Genomic DNA, 14,952 nt, shown 5'->3' with positions numbered 1-14,952 from the left:
TTCCGGTGTGTCACACCGGGAGGGACTGCAGTCGCTCGGAGGTCGATACGGACGGAAGTCGAGGATGAGGAGTGTGCGAGGCTACTGCCCCGCAATAATGAGCGACGGAGCGACGACCGACGGTCGGGACTGGCCGACCGCGGGTGAGCGAGAGAGGCTCCGGTGTCGTCGCATGCTATCCGAACGAAGTCTCGGAAGCGGCATAACGCTTACTCCGGTGACGACACCGACATCGACGCCGGCATCGACGCTATCGGTCCGACCAGCGACCGACGCGGTGGGTCGCGACGACCGACTCGACCGCCGACCCGTGCGTGGTCCCGGACTCGTCGTCGCGCTCGAACATCCGGAGCGTGGCGTTCGTCGGCGCGGCACCCCTCGCCACGTCGAACTTCGAGAGGTGAGTGCAGACGAGCGTGTCCGCGTCGAACGGTTCGAGGTCTGACGGCGGCGACCGCCGAATCGGGAGGTCGGCGTCGCGCCAGCCGGTCCACGACGGGGACCCCGCGGCGTTGTAGAACGCGGCGTCCTCGCGGGGCATTCGGACCTCGAACAGCAGGACGAACGAGTCGCCTTCGGCCCACAGCAGGTCGTTCGAGTACTGCCCCTGCATCGCGCGGTCGGTGAACACGTCCGTCTGGTCGTCCGGCGGGTCGGCGAACAGCCACCCGCGGAAGTCGGCGTCGTCGGGGAACGACCCGTTCACGTACTGCTCGTCTGCCGGGTGGAGTTTCGAGTGGCCGGTGTCGGCGCGGATTCGACCGCTCGCGGTCCGTCGGGCGTCGGCGAGACAGCCCGAGAGGCCCGCCAGCGAGAGCGCGGCAGCGCTCGAAAGGAGGGCTCGGCGGTGCATGTCCGACGCTGACGGCGGCTATCGGTTTAATCCCACGTAATCCACAGGAGGACCGCCAGCGCCACCGCCTGGAGGACGTGGACGCCCATCAGCACCCGCCACGCCGCGGCGGGAACGGCGGTGGCGAACCAGACCGACAGCGTCGGGTCCACGAGGTAGTAGTACAGCGCGAAGAGGCTCTGCGCGAGCAGAAAGACGCCGAAGACGACGAGGCCGAGCGCGTGTTTCGACCGGAACAGCAGGTAGTTCCGCCCCCAGATTCCGAGCAGGACGACGAGGAACACCGCGCTCGCGCCGAGCGCGAACCGCGCGGCGTCGACCAAGACGCTCATGGCCGCCGCTGGGCGCGAGGCGGTTCACGTCGTCGGGTTCGCATCGGCGTCATTCGTTCGGGAGGTGGTTCGCTCGAAACCGGCGTCGGAGCGGGGGCGACGGCAGGGCGGGTGGGCGGCTCGCTCCGGGTCAGTTGTCCGCGACGACGCTGAGGTCGAACGCGGCGTCCGCCGGCTCGTCGTCGGGCGTCAGGTAGCCGAGCGCGATGGCGGTGTACGCGCGACCGCCCTCGACGGTGACGTCGAACTCGGCGACCACGTCGCCGTCGTTCGACTCCGTGTCGCCCCGAATCTGGAGCGTGTAGTCCCCGGCGGGGACCTCGACGGTCGCGGCGTCGCCGAAGGCCGCGCCGTCGACGAGAGCGTCCCCGGAGCCCGCGACGGTCACGTCGACCGCGGGCGCGTCCGGCGAGGCGTGTAGCACCCGGACGCGGGCCGCGTCGTCAGCGGGGGCCGAGCGGTCGTCTTCGAGGAGGGAGACGGCGAAACCGTTCTCGGCCGCCGAGTCGAGTTCGCCGAGCGCCGCGGCGGTGTACGCGCCGGCCGCGAGGTCGAGCGTCTCGTCGAAGACGACCGTGTCGGGCGCGTCGGTCGCACGAATCGTCACCTGGTGGGACCCGGCGGTCAGCGCGAGGTAGTCGCTGACCGCGCCGAACGGCACGTCCGAGAGCGCGACCGCGCCGTCGACGAGCACGTCGACGTTCGGCGCGTCCGGCGAGAGGTGCGCGGCGCGGAGGGACACGTCGCGCTGGACGAGCCCGCCGCCGCCGGACCCGGCGTCGACGACCGCGACGGGCCGGAACGCCTCGTCGGTCGGCTCGTCGTCGGGCGTCAGGTAGCCCGCCGCGAACACCGTGTAGACGGTGCCGCCGGCGAGTTCGACGTCGAACTCCGCGACCGCGTCGCCGTCGTTCGACTCCGTGTCGCCCCTGACCTGGAGCGCGTAGGTGTCGGCCGGCACCTCGACGCTGCCGGACTGGGTGAACGACACGCCGTCGAAGAGCACCGTGTCGCCGGCGGTCACGTCGACCGCGGGGGCATCGGGCGAGGCGTGGACCACGCGGACCCGGGCCGTGTCGTCGTCCGGGGGCGACACGTCGTCTTCGAGGACGAGCGGTTCGAACGTCTCCTCGGTGAGTTCGCCGACCGCGGCGACGGTGTAGGTCGCCTCGGCGACGTCGAGGTCGCCCTCGAAAGCGACCGTGGACTCGTCGCCGGCGGCGGTGACTTTCACCGCCCGGGTTCCGACGGGAACCGAGAGGTAGTCGCTGACCGCGCCGAACGGCACGTCAGAGAGGGCTACCGAGCCGTCGACGTACACGTCGACATTCGGCGCGTCGGGAGAGAGGTGAGCGACGCGGAGCATCGCCATCTCGGGTTCCGGCGTCGGTGTCGGGGTGGGAGTCGGAGTCGCCGTCGTGGTCGTCTCCGTCTCGTCGTCGGTCCCGCCGCCGCCCATACAACCTGCGAGTCCGCCCGCGATGGCGACGCCACCGAATCCACGGAGTACGTCGCGGCGTTTCATGTTCGTCATAGCGACGAGAGATGAGAGCGACGATTGGAATATCACCGTTTTCCCAAATTCGGCCATAATACTTCCAGAAATATGTCTTTCCTGCGTGAATGTCTGGATATTGCGTCGTTATTTTGTGAATGTCCGGGACCGAGTTCCAAGCGGCGTCGGAGTCGGCACGAAAGCTAACAGAGAGAGGAGAGGCCGGCCTCAGAAGTCGGGGAGGTCGTCGGGCGCTTCGTACTCGGACTCCCAGTCGATGTAGTCGTCTTTGAGTACGTCGCACACGTCCTGTCCGAGTTCGGTGAGGCCGGCGTTGATAGACGACACCTCGCCCCACGAGGTCAGTTCGGGGTGGAGTTGTCGTTCCTTCCAGTCCTCGGGGATGCCCGGCGCGTGGTAGCCGACGCGGTCGGCGAAGTCGTCCCAGAAGAAGTCGAAGTGGGAGAGGAGGTCGAGGTCGAGGACGATTTCCCACTGCGCCTCGGTGACGGGCGTCTCAGCGGCCCACGACTCGAAGGCGTCGGCCCACGCGCCGGCTTCGAGGAACTCCTCCAACTCGGCGCGCTTGAAGTCGGCGTCGGCCGCCACTTGGGCGTCGTCGTACTGATTCGGGTCGACGGTCGGGAGCGACGGCGGGTCCGGGACGGGAACGTCGAGCATGGTCGCCAGTCGGTCGCCGTCCGGGAAAAGAGTTCGGCGCTGGTGCTGGCTCCCTCAGTTCTCCATGCGCTCGATGACGGATTCGAGTTGGTCGGCGCGGGCGGCGACCGCCTCGGCGCGGAGCTCCGCTTCCTCGTCGGTCTCGCAGACGAGTCGGGGGACCGGCGTCGGCTTCCCGTCGTCGTCGAGCGCGACGAACGTCAGGAACGAGGTGGTCGTCTTCCGGAGTTCGTCGGTCTTCGGGTTCTCGGCGTGCACGTCGACTTTCACGTCCACGCTGGTTCGGCCGACGTTGAACACGTACGCCTCCATCACGGCGACTTCGCCGAGGTCGATGGGGCTGATGAAGTCGACGTGGTCCATCGACGCGGTGACGCACTGGCGGTTCGAAAAGCGCATCGCCGCGATGGCCCCGCAGATGTCCATCCAGTGGAGGACCGCCCCACCGAGGGCTCGCCCGAGGTTGTTGGTGTCGTTCGGCAGGAGGAGTTCGGTCATCTCGGTGCGCGACTCGTCGAGCGTCGCGGTGGATTCGCTCATGCGAGCAGGGTCGCGCCGAGGGGGCTTGAAATCGTGGGGCGCGGCGGCGACGGCCCCGGTTCACTCCTCGAAGTCGGCGTCGAACGCCTCGGGCGACTGCCCGGCGGCGTCGAGCACCTCGTCGGAGATGAGAATCGGACAGTCCACGCGGATGGCGAGGGCGATGGCGTCGCTCGGGCGGGCGTCGAAGACGAACGTCCGCGCCTCGCCGTCGTGGTACCGCTCGGCGTCGACCTTGGCGAGGAACGTGCCGTTCGAGAGGTCGTCGATGCGGATGCTGTCGATGGCCCCGCCGAACTCGGTCACCATCTCGACCAGGAGGTCGTGGGTCAGCGGGCGCTCGAACTGCTCGCCGGAGAGCCCGAGCTGGATGGCCTGAGCCTGGTCCGACGTGATGACGATGGGCAGGAACTCGTCGCGCGCTTCGAGGACCACCGCCGGCACGTTCGAGCCGTCTTCGCCGACGCCGACCCCGATACCGCGGACCACGGCACGGTGTTTCATGCTATGCTGTAGTTGGCCGGAGTACGAATAGTTACCCCAGAACGAGTCGCCGACCCGGTCGCCGTCGCTCCCCGTGAGCGCTCAGCGTCGGGCGAACTGAACGGCCGCGATGACGAGCAGGATGGCGAGGCCGCCGGCGAAGAAGGCGAGCCCCGGCGGGATTCCCTGCGCCGCCGCGGGCGCGGCCTCCGCGGCCATCGTCGAGACCGTCCCGGCGTCGGCGGACTCCGCGGCACCGCCGGCACCGCCGAGAACGCCGAGGCCCCGCGACGCGACCCACTGGACGAACGCCGAGAGCAGGCCCAAGACGGCGACGCCGCCGAGCAGGCTCGTCAGCATGGACGCCAGCCCCGTCCGCGTCTCCTCGCCGGCGGCGACGACGACCAGCGGCCTGTCGGCGGGCGCGTACACCTTCATCTCGCGGCCCTTCTCGGAGTAGACGGTGTCGACCACCTCGACGAGGCCCGCGTCGTCGAGCTTTCGGAGGTGGTACTGGACGTTCTGAAGCGACGTGTCGACGCGTTCCGCGAGGTCCGCGGCGTTCGTCGGCTTGTCGTGGAGCGCGGCGAGCACGCGGCGGGCCGTCTCCGACGAGAGCGCCGAGAGGAGGTCCGACGCCTCGTCGTCGTCGAGTCCGATGACCCGCGGGGAGGATTCGTCCGCGGCGGAGGTGTCGGGAGTGGAGGGCAACAAACCGGCCATGGGGGTGAGTACTCCGCCGGAGGATACAAACCTGTTGTCCGTCGCCCGCGGAACTGTCGGCGCTCAGACGCCCTCGCCGACCACGACGACGCGCAGGTCGTTGACGTTCGTCCCCGTCGCGCCGGACTCGACGAGCGCGCCGGCCTCCCGAAGCACCGGGAGCGCGTCGTTTCTCGCCAGCGCGTCGTGGGCGTCCCCGGCGTCGACGGTCGACGAGTCCACGACCGCGCCCGCGACCTCCGTCCCGCCGTCTTTCCCGTCGCTGTCGATGCTGGCGAGGACGGTCTCCTCGGGGAGTTCGGCGGCGGCCGCGAGGCAGAATTCGAGGTTCGGCCCGCCGTCGCCGTCCCCGCGGACCGTCACGGTACACTCGCCGCCCGAGAGGACCACGGCGGGCGCGGAAATCGGGTTCCCGGTCGCGAGCGACTCCTCCGCGACGGCGACGTGGGTCTTCGCGGCCTCGCGCGCCTCGCCGCGCACGCGAGAGGAGAGGACGAGCGGGTCGTAACCGCGGTCCGCAGCCACCTCGCGGGCGGCGTCGAGCGCGGTGAACGTGTCCGCGAGAACGTGGTTCGTCACCCGGCCGAACACCGAGTCGCCGGGTTTCGGCGTCTCCGGGATGTCGCCGGCGGAGCCGCGGGCGAGGCGCGTGCGGACCGATTTCGGCACGTCGAGGTCGAAGCGGTCCAGCACGTCGAGGGCGTCGTCGTAGGTCGTCTCGTCGGGCGCGGTCGGGCCGGAGGCGATGACGCCGAGGTCGTTTCCGACCACGTCCGAGAGGACGAGGCCGACGACCGTCGCGGGGGCGGCGAGCCGTGCGAGGCCGCCGCCTTTCAGCGTCGAAACGTGCTTTCTAACCGCGTTGAGGTCGTGAATCTCCGCGCCGCTTTCGAGCAGCCTGTCGGTCGTCTCCTGCAACTCGGCGAGCGAGATGCCCTCGGCGGGTGACGGGAGAACCGCGCTCGCACCGCCCGTGATGGCGGCGAGGACGAGCGTGCGGTCGTCGAGGTCGGAGATGAGGTCAACGAGCCGCCGGGTGCTCTCGACGCCGCGCGCGGAGGGGACCGGGTGGTCGCCGGGGAGTCGCTCGATGCGCCCGTCGGGGCTCGGCGTCGGGTCGGGCGTCACGACGACACCATCGTCGATGCGGTCGCCGAGGACGGCTTCGAGGGCGTCGGCGACGCCGTCGCCGGCTTTGCCCCCGCCGACGACGAGGATGCGGTCGTAGGCGGTCAGGTCGTAGGTCTCGTCCGCGACGGTCAGGGTGTCGCCGTCGAGCGACACCGACTCGCGGACGACGCGGTCGGGGAGGACGGCCTCGACGCCGGCCTGCAGGCAGTCGATGGCCGTCTCGTGGGCGGGCGTCGGGGTGTGCGCGTCGAAATCCTGCATAGTTCGTGGGAGATGCCGACACGGATAAAAACCGTGGGGCGGTAAACCCGGCGATGAACGATTCGTCGCCCGGCGAGGGTCACGTCCGCGTCGTCGGCACGGCCCACGTCTCGGCCGACAGCGTCAGAGAGGTCGAAGAGACCGTCAGGGAAGAGCGTCCCGACGTCGTCGCGGTCGAACTCGACGAGGGTCGCTACCGGCAGATGAAGGGCGGAACGCCCGACGACATCGAAGCGCGCGACCTGCTTCGCGGCAACACCGTCTTCCAGTTTATCGCCTACTGGATGCTCTCGTACGTCCAGTCGCGGATGGGAGACAAGTTCGACGTAAAGCCCGGCGCGGACATGCTCGCGGCGGTCGAGACCGCCGAAGACGAGGGCCTCGACGTGGCGCTCGTCGACCGCGACATCCAAGTCACCATCCAGCGCTTCTGGCGGCGGATGGGCACGCTCGAAAAGGTGCGCATGGCCGGTGACCTCCTGTTCGGCGTCGCCGACGCCCGCGGGGTCGGCGCGGTGTTGGGCATCGCCGTCGGCGTCTTCCTCGGGCCGCTCGTCGGCCTGTTCGGGGGCGCGGTCGGCGTCACCGACCTCCTGTTGACGCGCACCGCGACCGCCGCGGTCCTCGGGGCCGCGTCCGCGTACCTGCTCTACACCGCCGCCTCGTTCTCCCTCGACGGCGACGACGCGGTTCTCGCGGGGCTCGGCGGCGGCGCGGCAATCGGTATCGTCGCCGGCTTCGGCCTCGGACTCGGCACCGGCCTCGTCTCCGGAATCCTCGGGAGCCTCGGCACCGCCATCGTCGGGAGCCTCGTCATCGGCGTCCTCGCGGGCGTCGTCGTGGGCGTCACCGCCGGCGCGGTCCTGAACGCCTTCGGCCTGTTCGTGCCCGCCGAGGGCGACGCCGACTACGAGGAGTTCGACATGGCCGAACTGACCGACGGCGACGTGGTCTCGGCGATGATGGAGGAGTTCCGTCGGTTCAGCCCCGGCGGCGCGGAGGCGCTCATCGACGAGCGCGACGCCTACATCGCCCACCAACTCGTCGCGCTCCGGCAGTCCGGTCGGCACGTCGTCGCCATCGTCGGCGCGGGCCACCGCGAGGGCATCGAGAACTACCTCGCACACCCCGAGACGCTCCCGCCGATGGAGTCGCTCGTCGGCGTCGCGGAGAAAGACGGCTTCCCGTGGGGGAAACTGCTCGGCTTCGGCGTCACCGCCGTGTTCATCGCCTTCTTCGTCCTCCTGGCGATGGCCGGCGTCGGCAACGAGCGGCTCTTGACCATCTTCGGCGCGTGGTTCCTCATCAACGGCGTGTTCGCCGCCGCGCTCGCCAAGGTCGCCGGTGCGCGGTGGACCTCCGCCCTCGTCGGCGGCCTCGTCGCGTGGATGACCTCCATCAACCCGCTTCTCGCGCCCGGCTGGTTCACCGGCTACGTCGAACTCCGACACACGCCGGTCAACGTCGGCGACATCGGCAAACTGAACGAACTGCTCTCCGACGAGGAGACGCCCATCGTCGAACTCGTCGGCCAGATGTTCGACGTGCCGCTGTTCAAGCTCATCATGGTCGTCGCCATGACGAACATCGGGAGCATCATCGCGAGCTTCCTCTTCGTCACCTACGTCATCCCCGTCATCGCCTCCGACCTCGGCGGCGTCGCGGGCGTGGCGAACCTGATGTTCGAGGGCGCGCGTAACAGCGCCGACCTCATCTGGAGGTCCCTGACGTGAACGTCTCCTTTTCCTCGCGCGAACTCCGCGACCTGCTCGTCGCGTGGGTCGCACTCGGCCTCGCCTTCGCCATCTTCTTCGCCGGCGGCGGCAACCGAACCATCCAACTGCTGACGAGCGGGTCGTTCGGCCTCGCGCTCGTCGTGAGCCTGCTGACGGCCGGCGTGGGCTTCCTCCTCCACGAGGTCGCACACAAGGTCGTCGCCGTCAGGTTCAATCAGGTCGCCGAGTTCCGCGCCGACTACGGCATGCTCGCAGTCGCTATCATGAGCGCGCTCGTCGGGTTCATCTTCGCCGCGCCCGGAGCGGTCTACCACCGCGGCGTGCTCACCGAGCGCGAACACGGCCTCATCGCCCTCGCGGGCCCGGTGACGAACCTGCTGCTTCTCGTCGCCTTCGCGCCGGTGCTCGTCGTCGGCGTCCTCGTCGGCTCCGACGTGGTCCAACTCGTCGGCTCTCGCGGGCTCATCATCAACGCCTTCCTCGCGGCGTTCAACATGCTTCCCTTCGGGTCGCTCGACGGCAAGACGGTCAAGGCGTGGAGCACGCCGGCGTTCGCCGGCGTGCTCGTCCTGTCGGTTCTCCTCACGGTCGGTCTGTTCCTGTTCGTCGGGTTCTGACCCACTGACGGGGATTCGGGGCGGTCCCGAGATTCGGGACGGCTCCGAAATTCGGTTGCTGGTCCGTCCCGCTTCGACTTCTCCGCCACGTCCCCGAAGCGACAACCGATAGCTGCGGCCTCACGCGGCGGCGGCCCCGGTTCACCGAAGCGGCGAAAGCGGGAGACCGGAAGGAACTGCCGAGGCGTACGGGTTCAACGGATGAAACAGACGAGGGGGAACGACCCGGCGGGGGACGGGGTCTGCGGGAACGAACGGAGAGAAGAGGGGACCGCGCGAGTGCGACGGGAACAGGTCGGGCCGTCGAGGTTGGAGTTGGAGTTGGAGTCGGCGTCGGAGTCAGGTTGGGCTGGGTTGGGTTGGGCCAGTGTCAGGTGGGCTGGTTTGCGGGCGGTTCGCGGTCGGGCAGGGGGTGCTGACGCGCGCCGTGGGGAGGGGAAAGCGTCGGCGGGGAACCGAGACGAATCCGGGTTGGTCGTACGCGTCGGGGTCGCGGTTACTGCTGGCCGTGGTCGCGCCCGAGAACGAGCGCGACGGCGTGGACGGCGATGAGCCCGGCGAAGAGGGGGAGTTCGCCGGCTGAGAGACCGCCGCTGAGGACGGGCAGGTACGCGAGGGGCAGCGCGACTGCCGACCAGAACGCGACGGTCTCGAGGGGGGCGTACGCGAGGCGGCCGATGGTCGATGCGAAGTCGAGCGCGATCGAGTCGGTCGTGGAGGGGATTCCGGACATCGTCACTCCTGCATACGACGGGGACCATCATATAAGGGGTCGAGCGTTACCGTGAATTCGCTTCTTTTTCGACTGTTCAGACCCGGCTTAGGGCGAACATTCTTCTTTCGTAACGTTTTATGAAGGCACCAGAAGCGCCGAGAAATTTTATACTGTCCTCTGGTGCTTTTTCGCAAATATTGCAAAAGTTATAGATTATTCAACACAATCGGCTCGGAGAGCCGTCGATTAGGAGGGTCGTAGCGGGGTCGTCAGAGCGTGCGCGCGACCGGCAGGATGTGAACAACCGGAGGGGCGACCCCCGGTACGACCGACGACCGACCGGCGGCGAACGCTCACTTATGCGAGAACGTGTATGATTCGTACCCTGTGATTTTATATTTCGGCCTATCTCGTACACGAACATGACGAACGACGACTCCGAAGGGATGACCTACGCCGACGCGGGCGTCGACATCGAGGCGAGCGAGGCCGCGACCGCCGCGCTCGTCGCGCAGGTCGGCGGCGGGTCGGGCGACTACGCCGGCCTGCTCGACATCGGCGACCGCTACCTCGGGCTCGCCACCGACGGCGTCGGCACCAAACTGCTCGTCGCCGAGGCGCTCGGCGACTACTCGACGGTCGGCATCGACTGCATCGCCATGAACGCCAACGACCTCGTCGCGGCCGGCGTCCGGCCCGTCGCGTTCGTGGACTACCTCGCGGTCGACGCGCCCGACGAGACGTTCGCCGAGCAGGTCGGACAGGGCCTCGCCGCGGGTGCCGAGGAGGCGGACATCGAACTCGTCGGCGGCGAGACGGCGGTCATGCCCGAGGTCATCAACGGTCTCGACCTCGCGGGCACCTGCGCCGGACTGGCGAAGAAGGACGCTATCTTCCCCGGGGAGGCCGAGGAGGGCGACGCGCTCGTCGGCTTCCCGTCGTCCGGCATCCACTCGAACGGACTCACGCTCGCCCGCAAGGCCGCCACGGCCGACGGCGACTACGACGACGCGTGGGACGGCGACGACTACGACACCGTCGGCGAGGCGCTCCTCGAACCGACGCGGCTCTACACCTACCTGCTGGACGACCTGCGCGCCGCCGAGACCAACGCCGCGGCCCACGTCACCGGCGGCGGCTGGACCAACCTCGAACGCATGGGCGAGTTCCGCTACGTCGTCGACGACGCCTTCGACCCCCAACCGGTGTTCGAATTCGTCCAGGAGCGCGGCGGCGTCTCCGACGAGGAGATGCACACGACGTTCAACATGGGCACCGGCTTCGTCGCGGCCGTCCCCGAGGCGAACGCCGAGGCGCTGGTCGAGGCGACCGACGGCCGCGTCATCGGCCGCGTCGAAGCGGGCGACGGCGTCTCGATTCGCGGCCTCGACCTCTGAGCGCGGATAGCTTGTCAAATCGAACTGTTCGATTAGAAGCACTATTTTAGTGATGTTCGCCATAGTGGAGGTGTGACTTCACCGCCACCGACACCGAACGGCCTCCCGCTCGTGGGCCACACCGTCGGCTTCGCGGCCGACCCGTTCGGCTTCGTCGCCGACCTCCTCGCGGACCACGGCGTCGAGGACGCGGTCGGACTCGACGTGGTCGGTATGGGCGACCTGTACGTCCTCGCCCACCCCGACCACTTCGAGCGGGCGTTCGTGACCGACCGCGATACCATCGTCAAGGGCGGCGAGTTCGAGGCCGCCTTCGGCGACGCCGTCATCGCCGCCGAGGGGGACGAGTGGCGGCGACAGCGCGACGAGCTAGAGCCGTTCTTCCGCTGGGAGCGGGTCGACGAGTACGCGTCCGTGATGCGCCGGCAGGTCGAGCGCCGCCTGCGGACGTGGCCCGACTCGGGGACGCTGTCGCTCGAAGCCGAGATGAAGTCCGTCACACTGGACATCATCTTCGCCACCATCCTCGGGCGGGAACTCGACCTCGACGGCGACCGCCGAGTTCGCTCGGCCGCCGACGGCCTCAACGGCCGCTTCGCGCCCGCCTCGTGGGTGTTGCCGTCGTGGGTCCCGACGCCGAGCAGGCGTCGGTTCGACCGGGCCGACCGAGTCCTCCGCGAGGAGGTCAGAACGCTGGTCGAGACCGCCGACGAGGAGAGCCTGACGCGCCGACTCGCCGACGCGCTCGGGACCGACGCCGACTACCCGGCGACCGTCGAGTCGCTGGAGAACCAACTCGTGGGCATGATTTTCGCCGGCCACGAGACGACGGCGCTCGCGCTCACCTACGCGCTGTACCTGCTCGCGACGCACCCCGATGTCCGCGAGCGCGCCGCCGCCGAGGTCGACCGCGTCGTCGGCGACGGCCCCGTGACCGCCGAGGCGACCGGGGAACTCCCGGTGCTCGAACGCGTCATCAAGGAGACGCTCAGGCTCTACCCGCCGGTTCACACGCTCCCGCGGGAGACGGCGAAGCCGTTTCCGACCGGCGACCGAGTCGTTCCGGCGGGCGCGGACATCCACCTCTCTGTCATCCGCATCCACCGCGACGACCGGTGGTACGACGACCCGCTCGCGTTCCGACCCGAGCGCTGGGACGGAGAGACCGACCGCCCCGCCTACGCCTACCTCCCCTTCGGAGCCGGGCCGCGGAGCTGTCTCGGGCGGGCGTTCGCGCTCACGGAGGCGAAAATCGTGCTCGCGACCGTCCTCCGCCACTTCGACCTCGGCTGGGGCGGCGACGGAGAGTTAGAAATCACGCCCGAGATGACGACCCAACCGAAGGGCGAAACGCCGCTCGTCGTCCGCCGGCGCTGAGTCCGTCGCGTGGGAGTGCCGTCGTTTCGCAGTTTCGCAGTTTCGGACGGCGGACCGCCTCCGGCGTCTCGCCGGTCACCGGACTCGACCTCAGATGTGGGCCGCGATGTCGGCCTCGGTGATGATGCCGACCGTCTCGCCGCCCTCGACGACGATGATAGCCGAGTTGTGGTCGAGGTAGACGCCGATTTCGTCCAGCGTCGTCTCGGGTTCGACGGTCGTGACGCCCTCGGACATGACCTCGTTGACCGGGCGGTCGGTCACGTCGTCCTCCTGGACGTGGCGGATGTCGGCGTTCGAGATGATGCCGAGCGGGCGGCCGTTCTCGATGACTGGCAGTTGGGAGAACCCGGCGTCGAGCATGATGTCGCGCGCCTCGCGGACTGAGTTGTCGGGAGCGACGCTCCGGACGGTCGTGTTCATGATGTCCTCCGCGCGCACGATGCGACCCTCGGCCTCGTCCAGCGCCTCGACGATGCGCCGGAGCGTCGAGAGGCGCGGGTCGACGTCGCCGCCTTCGATGCGGGCGATGAGCGGCTGGGAGACCCCGGCCATGTCGGCGAGTTTGCTCTGCGTCAACTCCAGGGAGTTCCGCCGTTCCCTGAGGTCCTGCGGCGTGGGGAGTTCCATGCCGGAGTGATAACCCGTAGTTATGAAAAAGTGTTCCGGTCGCTCATCGGGGCAGGGGTTCGCAGGCGCCGCGAAAATCGCTCGCTCGTGTCGGGCGGTCGCCCCAAGTACACCGGTCGGTGCGGTTTGGCACGACCCGACGCGGCCGGGCGCGACGGCGCGGGGTTACTGGTCTTCGTCGGAGTCGAACTCGCGGATGTCGATGACGTCGAGGGGGACGTCGCGGAGCGCGCCGCCGACCTCGCTTTTGGCGATGCGGGAGGCGTGCTTCTCGCCGTCCGCGTTGAAAATCTTGATTTCGAGGAGCAGGCCGACGAGGGCGGTGTTGGCCGCGATGAACGCGGAGTCGAACGGTTCGCCACAGGCGGGACAGGGCGTCGCGCCGACTTCGACCTCGACGTACTCCTTGTCCTTCTGGTTGAGTCGCTTGCCGGCCTCGCTGACCGCGACGCCGATGGCGTCGTCGATGTCTTCTACGTCCCGGACCAACCAGGCCGCCTCCATCGCGACGAGATAGTTGCTCATACACACGTTACGCGCCGGTGGGGTTTCGTGTCTTGTGGTTCGAGCGCCGGGGCGCGTGGGATTCACACACCCGGGCCGCGAACCGACCGCGACGCGTCCGGATCCACGACACTCCCGTCCACCGACCGGAGCGCGCACGACCCGCGCATGCCACGGGGATTATCGCTATAACTTATGGAAAAGCGCTCCGCGGGTCACGCGCGTCTCACGCCGAATAGTCGGTCTAGTTGGTGTAGAGACAAGTGTACTTTAATCGATAGACAGCGTCGGGGTATCACGCGGCCGGCTGAGAGAAGATTTATATACCGACACCTCCCGAGCCTCGACTGAGGACACGGTGATGATACCCCGCCTAACGAAGTACGTCCTGTTCGCCGCCTACCAGCTATCGGTCGCGATGGGCATCGCGCTGCTCCCCGTCGCGCTCGCCGCTCGCCGGATGGGTGTGACCCTCCCGATTCGCCGGCTCGTGGAAACGACCGGAACCGCCTACGAACGCGCCGCGGCTCGCTAAGCCGACTCGCGCGCCCTCCCTCCTCCCGACGGTACTTCCCGCGAGCGACCGCACCGCGCGGCCGCCGCCGACGCGCGTCTGACGCTTTGGCACCGGCAACGGCGAGGTGAAGGGTTGCATTTATCAGCGCCGAAGTGCAATCGCTGACAATGCGTACCCCGACTCACGACGAGTTCTCCGGCCGTCTCGACTCGCTGAACGGCGACCGCTCGAACGTGTTCGGTCCCGAGCTCGGCGAGTTCCCACACGCCGAGCGTCGCGCCGACTCGCTCGGAGACAAGGAGACGAAGACCGGAACGACTACCGTCGGTATCAAGACCGAAGACGGCGTCGTCCTCGCGACCGACATGCGCGCGAGCATGGGCTACATGGTCTCCTCGAAGGACGTCCAGAAGGTCGAAGAGATTCACCCGACGGGCGCGCTGACCATCGCCGGCTCCGTCTCGGCCGCCCAGTCGCTCATCAGCTCCCTCCGCGCGGAGGTCCGCCTCTACGAGGCCCGCCGCGGCGAGGACATGAGCATGCAGGCGCTGTCGACGCTCGTCGGCAACTTCCTCCGCTCGGGCGGGTTCTACGTCGTCCAGCCCATCCTCGGCGGCGTCGACGAGACCGGCCCCCACATCTACAGCATCGACCCCGCCGGCTCCATCCTCGAAGAGGAGTACACCGTCACCGGCTCCGGCAGCCAGTACGCCCTCGGTGTGCTCGAACAGGAGTTCGAAGACGGCCTCAGCATCGACGAGGCGAAGCAGGTCGCCACGAAGGCCATCCGCTCGGCGGTCGAGCGCGACCTCGCCTCGGGTAACGGCATCAACATCGCCGTCGTCACCGAGGACGGCGTCGACATCCAGCGCCACCAGAACTTCGAAGGCCTCGAATAAGTCGCCCGCAGTCGGCGGTTTCTCTTCGTTTTAACGAGTCGCGACCGGCTGGACTGGTCGG

General features: G+C 68.6%; 17 protein-coding genes. 6 read left to right on the top strand and 11 right to left on the bottom strand.

Annotated elements, in window-relative coordinates:
- Nucleotides 1-250 precede the first annotated feature (250 nt).
- The 8 genes from DEQ92_RS00935 to DEQ92_RS00900 form a co-directional block, all read right to left on the bottom strand.
- On the bottom strand, nucleotides 251-853 hold the full coding sequence (locus DEQ92_RS00935) for a hypothetical protein (protein ID WP_115804857.1): 603 nt from the start codon (nucleotides 851-853) through the stop codon (nucleotides 251-253).
- A 26-nt stretch (nucleotides 854-879) separates the two neighbouring features.
- The gene (locus tag DEQ92_RS00930) at nucleotides 880-1,185 is read right to left on the bottom strand and encodes a hypothetical protein (protein ID WP_008093441.1); all 306 of its coding nucleotides are present in this window, start codon (nucleotides 1,183-1,185) and stop codon (nucleotides 880-882) included.
- 130 nt (nucleotides 1,186-1,315) lie between these two features.
- The gene (locus DEQ92_RS00925; RefSeq protein ID WP_115820315.1) at nucleotides 1,316-2,719 is read right to left on the bottom strand and encodes a DUF4397 domain-containing protein; all 1,404 of its coding nucleotides are present in this window, start codon (nucleotides 2,717-2,719) and stop codon (nucleotides 1,316-1,318) included.
- 189 nt (nucleotides 2,720-2,908) lie between these two features.
- Entirely contained in the window at nucleotides 2,909-3,361 is a 453-nt protein-coding gene (locus tag DEQ92_RS00920) for a hypothetical protein (protein ID WP_115820314.1), read from the bottom strand.
- Nucleotides 3,362-3,415: 54 nt separating this feature from the next.
- Nucleotides 3,416-3,901: an acyl-CoA thioesterase gene (locus DEQ92_RS00915; RefSeq protein WP_115820313.1), complete on the bottom strand. Its 486-nt coding sequence runs from the start codon at nucleotides 3,899-3,901 to the stop codon at nucleotides 3,416-3,418.
- A gap of 60 nt (nucleotides 3,902-3,961) precedes the next feature.
- A complete protein-coding gene (locus DEQ92_RS00910; protein WP_004976905.1) occupies nucleotides 3,962-4,405 on the bottom strand; it encodes a bifunctional nuclease family protein in 444 nt (147 codons plus the stop codon).
- Between the two features lie 81 nt (nucleotides 4,406-4,486).
- Nucleotides 4,487-5,107 (bottom strand): winged helix-turn-helix domain-containing protein, encoded by a 621-nt coding sequence (locus DEQ92_RS00905; protein ID WP_004976902.1) that lies wholly within the window; start codon nucleotides 5,105-5,107, stop codon nucleotides 4,487-4,489.
- A gap of 63 nt (nucleotides 5,108-5,170) precedes the next feature.
- On the bottom strand, nucleotides 5,171-6,499 hold the full coding sequence (locus DEQ92_RS00900; protein WP_115804859.1) for a glycerate kinase: 1,329 nt from the start codon (nucleotides 6,497-6,499) through the stop codon (nucleotides 5,171-5,173).
- 53 nt (nucleotides 6,500-6,552) lie between these two features.
- Here DEQ92_RS00900 and DEQ92_RS00895 point away from each other — a divergent pair, with 53 nt between their 5' ends.
- Nucleotides 6,553-8,232 carry a TraB/GumN family protein gene (locus DEQ92_RS00895; protein WP_004976898.1) on the top strand — a complete coding sequence of 560 codons (1,680 nt, stop codon included), beginning with the start codon at nucleotides 6,553-6,555 and terminating at the stop codon, nucleotides 8,230-8,232.
- Nucleotides 8,229-8,852 (top strand): hypothetical protein, encoded by a 624-nt coding sequence (locus DEQ92_RS00890; RefSeq protein WP_004976894.1) that lies wholly within the window; start codon nucleotides 8,229-8,231, stop codon nucleotides 8,850-8,852. The genes DEQ92_RS00895 and DEQ92_RS00890 overlap by 4 nt, the downstream gene beginning before the upstream one ends.
- Before the next feature lie 496 nt (nucleotides 8,853-9,348).
- On the opposite strand, the gene DEQ92_RS00885 is transcribed toward DEQ92_RS00890, so the two are convergent.
- Entirely contained in the window at nucleotides 9,349-9,585 is a 237-nt protein-coding gene (locus DEQ92_RS00885) for a hypothetical protein (protein ID WP_004976891.1), read from the bottom strand.
- Between the two features lie 404 nt (nucleotides 9,586-9,989).
- On the opposite strand from DEQ92_RS00885, the gene purM reads away from it, so the two are divergent.
- Entirely contained in the window at nucleotides 9,990-10,964 is a 975-nt protein-coding gene (gene purM / locus DEQ92_RS00880) for a phosphoribosylformylglycinamidine cyclo-ligase (RefSeq protein ID WP_004976889.1), read from the top strand.
- Between the two features lie 72 nt (nucleotides 10,965-11,036).
- Nucleotides 11,037-12,341, top strand: coding sequence for a cytochrome P450 (locus DEQ92_RS00875; RefSeq protein ID WP_115820312.1), 1,305 nt, complete (start codon nucleotides 11,037-11,039; stop codon nucleotides 12,339-12,341).
- Nucleotides 12,342-12,431: 90 nt separating this feature from the next.
- On the opposite strand, the gene DEQ92_RS00870 is transcribed toward DEQ92_RS00875, so the two are convergent.
- Entirely contained in the window at nucleotides 12,432-12,971 is a 540-nt protein-coding gene (locus DEQ92_RS00870) for a CBS domain-containing protein (protein ID WP_004976886.1), read from the bottom strand.
- Between the two features lie 165 nt (nucleotides 12,972-13,136).
- Nucleotides 13,137-13,496 (bottom strand): DUF555 domain-containing protein, encoded by a 360-nt coding sequence (locus tag DEQ92_RS00865; RefSeq protein WP_004970698.1) that lies wholly within the window; start codon nucleotides 13,494-13,496, stop codon nucleotides 13,137-13,139.
- 340 nt (nucleotides 13,497-13,836) lie between these two features.
- Here DEQ92_RS00865 and DEQ92_RS23695 point away from each other — a divergent pair, with 340 nt between their 5' ends.
- Both DEQ92_RS23695 and psmB read left to right on the top strand, forming a co-directional pair.
- Nucleotides 13,837-14,010, top strand: a complete 174-nt coding sequence (locus DEQ92_RS23695) for a hypothetical protein (protein ID WP_004063248.1) — start codon at nucleotides 13,837-13,839, stop codon at nucleotides 14,008-14,010.
- A gap of 149 nt (nucleotides 14,011-14,159) precedes the next feature.
- Complete coding sequence (gene psmB, locus DEQ92_RS00860) at nucleotides 14,160-14,891, top strand: proteasome endopeptidase complex subunit beta (protein WP_004976882.1); 732 nt, start codon at nucleotides 14,160-14,162, stop codon at nucleotides 14,889-14,891.
- Nucleotides 14,892-14,952 lie beyond the last annotated feature (61 nt).

The organism is Haloferax sp. Atlit-6N (genome assembly GCF_003383195.1).
GTDB classification, from domain to species: Archaea; Halobacteriota; Halobacteria; order Halobacteriales; family Haloferacaceae; genus Haloferax; species Haloferax gibbonsii.
Note: the sequence above shows the minus strand (reverse complement) of the source record. Positions and strands in the feature narration are given on the sequence as shown.